General features: G+C 73.8%; 1 protein-coding gene and 1 pseudogene. Both read left to right on the top strand.

What is annotated here, in order from left to right; translation table 11 throughout:
• Positions 1 to 726: phosphopantetheine-binding protein (locus tag CHC09_RS44735; protein WP_244911638.1), on the top strand; the 726-nt coding region annotated here is incomplete at its 5' end.
• Positions 727 to 814: 88 nt separating this feature from the next.
• Positions 815 to 3,843: pseudogene (locus CHC09_RS44740) on the top strand (type I polyketide synthase); the annotation flags it as partial.

Raw genomic sequence — 3,843 nt, forward strand, 5'->3', positions numbered from 1 at the left:
CATTTGAGTGATGTCGATCGTAAGCGGATGGCGCGGTACGGCCTGCTGCCGTTGGTGACCGATGACGCGATGCGGCTGTTCGACACGGCCACCGCAACCGACCTGCCGGTCCTCGCTGTCACCCGGTGGGACACCGCAGCTCTGCGCGGCCGCGGCGACCAGATGCCGGCCCTGCTTCGCGAGCTGATTCCGGCGACCCGCCGCGCACCACAGGCGGCACCGGTCGGCGCCTCCCTGACACAGCGCCTGGCCGGCGTGCCCGAGGCCGACCGGGACCGCACGCTGATCGACCTGGTACGCCAGCAGGTGGCGGCCGTCCTCGGCCACACCGACGCCCAGTCCGTGCCCGCCGACCGGTCCTTCCAAGAGCTGGGCTTCGACTCGCTGACCGCGGTCGAACTGCGCAACCAGCTCAACGCCGCCACCGGCCTGCGGCTGCCGACCACGCTCATCTTCGACCACCCCAGCCCCGCGGCGATCGCGGCGCTGCTGCGCGACGAACTCACCGTCGAGGAACCGGCCGCCGCCGACCTGATGACGGACCTGGACCGGCTGGAGGAGCTGGTCCGGTCCGCGCCGGCCGACGACGAGACCCGGTCCCGGATCGAGGCCCGCCTGCGCCGGCTCCTCGACCTGCACCAGGGGGCGGCGCGGCAGGCCGCCGAGCAGGAACTGGACTCGGCCAGCGACGAGGAGCTGTTCGCGCTCGTCGACGGCCTCGACTGACCTTCCACCCGACCGGTGGCCGGGCCCTGCCGGGCTCGGCCACCACAGGGCACCGACCACCGAACGACTGCTGGGGAGCTGAACGAACGTGGCTGACGGGGACAAGCTTCGCGAATACCTGAAGCGCGCCATCGCCGACGCCCAGGACGCACGCAAGCGCCTGCGCGAGGTCGAGGAGCGCGCTCAGGAGCCGATCGCGATCGTGGGCATGGCCTGCCGCTTCCCGGGTGGGGTGTCGTCGCCGGAGCAGTTGTGGGATCTGGTGGCGTCCGGCACCGACGCGGTGAGCGGCTTCCCGACGAACCGGGGCTGGGACGTGGACGCCCTCTTCGACCCGGATCCGGAGCAGGTGGGCCGGTCGTACTGCCGGGAGGGTGGTTTCCTGCACGACGCCGACCGCTTCGACCCGGAGTTCTTCGGCATGTCACCGCGTGAGGCACTGGCGACCGACCCGCAGCAGCGGCTGCTGCTGCAGACCGCGTGGGAGGCGCTGGAGCACGCCGGGGTGGATCCGGACTCGGTCCGCGGCAGCCGCACCGGCGTCTTCACCGGTGTCATGTACAACGACTACGGCTCACGTCCGCGGCTGCCGGCCGAGGACTTCGAGGGCTACCTGTTCAGCGGCAGCGCCGGCAGCGTCGCGTCCGGCCGGGTCGCGTACGCCCTCGGCCTGGAGGGTCCGGCCGTCACCGTCGACACCGCCTGCTCGTCGTCGCTGGTCGCGCTGCACCTGGCCGCCACCGCGCTGCGTCGCGGCGAATGCGACCTGGCCCTGGCTGGCGGCGCGACCGTGATGTCCACACCGGTCGCCTTCCTCGAGTTCTCCCGGCAGCGCGGGCTGGCCGTGGATGGGCGGTGCAAGTCGTTCGCGGCGGCCGCCGACGGCACCGGTTGGGCTGAGGGTGTCGGCCTGCTGCTGGTGGAGCGGCTCTCGGACGCGCAGCGCAACAACCACAAGATCCTTGCGGTGGTACGGGGTTCCGCCGTCAACCAGGACGGCGCGTCCAACGGACTCACCGCTCCGAACGGGCCCTCGCAGCAACGGGTGATCCGGCAGGCGCTGTCGGCGGCCGGCCTGGACGTGTCCGACGTCGATGCGGTCGAGGCCCATGGCACCGGAACCCGGCTGGGTGACCCGATCGAGGCGCAGGCATTGCTGGCCACCTACGGTCAGCGCCCCGCGGAGCAGCCGTTGTGGCTGGGCTCGCTGAAGTCCAACATCGGCCACGCGCAGGCCGCGGCCGGCGTCGGCGGCGTCATCAAGATGGTCCAGGCGATCCAGCACGGCATCCTGCCCCAGACCCTGCACGTCGACCAGCCGTCCCCGCACGTCGACTGGGAAGCCGGCGCGGTGCGACTGCTCACCGACCAGCAGCCGTGGCCGCGGACCGAGGCTCCGCGACGGGCAGCCGTGTCGGCGTTCGGGATCAGCGGCACCAACGCACACGTCATCCTCGAACAGGCGCCGGCCGCCGACCCCCGGCCGGCCGGAAAGCCCGGCGCCGTCCTGTGGCCGCTCTCCGCCCGCGACGAGACCGGCCTGCGCGAGTCGGCCACCCGGCTGCACCGGTACGTCGCCGACCGTCCCGATCTCGACCCGGCCGACGTCGGATTCACCCTCGCCACCGGACGGGCCCGCCACACCGAACGCGCCGCGATCGCCGGCACCGGCCGGGACGAGCTGCTGGCCGGGCTGGCGGCGCTCGCCGCGGACGGGACCGCCCGCACGAGCGAACCGGCCCGGATCGCCCTGCTCTTCACCGGCCAGGGCGCCCAGCGTCTCGGCATGGGCCGGGAGTTGTACGACGAGTACCCGGTGTTCGCCGCGGCCCTTGACGAAGTCATCGGCCACCTCGACGCCGGGCTCGCCCGCCCGCTGCGCGACGTCCTCTTCGCCGGCCCCGGCACCCCGGAAGCGGCGCTGCTGGACCGCACGGACTTCACCCAGGCCGCGCTCTTCGCCGTCGAGGTCGCCCTGGTGCGGCTCCTCGGCTCCTGGGGGATCCGGCCCGACCTGCTGGCCGGGCACTCGATCGGGGAGGTCGTCGCGGCGTACGCCGCCGGGGTGCTCTCCCTCGCCGACGCGGCGACCCTGGTGACCGCGCGCGGCCGGCTGATGCGGGACCTCCCGGCCGGCGGCGCCATGATCGCGGTCGAGGCTGGCGAGGCCGAGGTGACCGCCCTGCTCGCCGAGCACGCGGACGTGGCCGGCATCGCCGCGGTCAACGGCCCTGCGGCGGTGGTGATCTCCGGCGCGGCCGACGCCGTTGCCGCGGTCGCGGACGCTCTCGCCCAGCAGGGCCGCCGCACCCGGCGTCTGACCGTCAGCCACGCCTTCCACTCGCCGCTGATGGAGCCGATGCTCGCCGATTTCGGCCGGATCGTGCGCGGGCTGACCTTCGGGGCCGCGCGGTTGCCGATCGTCTCGACTGTCACCGGTGAACTGGCGAGCGCCGAGTCCTGGTCGTCCCCGGACTACTGGGTGGAGCAGGTGCGCCGGCCGGTCCGGTTCGCCGACGCCGTGCGGACCCTGGCCGACCAGGGCACCACCGTCTTCCTGGAAGCCGGACCCGACCCGGTCCTCACCGGGCTGGTGGGCGCGGTCCTGGGCGACGACGGCCACACCGCGGTCGCGGCCCTGCGCTCCGGTCGCCCCGAGGCCCGGACGGCGCTCACCGCCGCCGGCGCGGCCTTCACCGCCGGCATCGCGGTGGACCTGGCCGCGCTCGCCCCCGAAGGGAACCGGATTCCGCTGCCCACCTACCCGTTCCGGGCCGAGCGCTACTGGCTCGCGCCGTCGGGGTCGCACGCCGACGTCGCCTCGGCCGGGCTGCTGGAGACCGGTCACCCGCTGCTGGGCGCGGGCGTCGAAGCGGCCGCGGACGGCTCCATGATCTTCACCGGCCGACTGTCCCGGGGCACCCACGACTGGATCACCGACCACGTCGTCGCCGGAACCGTGCTGGTCCCCGGCACCGCCCTCCTCGAACTCACGGCCCGCGTCGGTGACGTGCTGGGCCTGGACACGGTGGAGGAGTTGACGTTGTCGGCGCCGTTGGTGTTGCCGGAGCGTGGTGGTGTCGCGGTGCAGTTGGTCACCGGTCCGGCCGGGGATGA

Source organism: Actinoplanes regularis, assembly GCF_900188005.1.
In the GTDB taxonomy this organism is placed as follows: Bacteria; Actinomycetota; Actinomycetes; order Mycobacteriales; family Micromonosporaceae; genus Actinoplanes; species Actinoplanes regularis.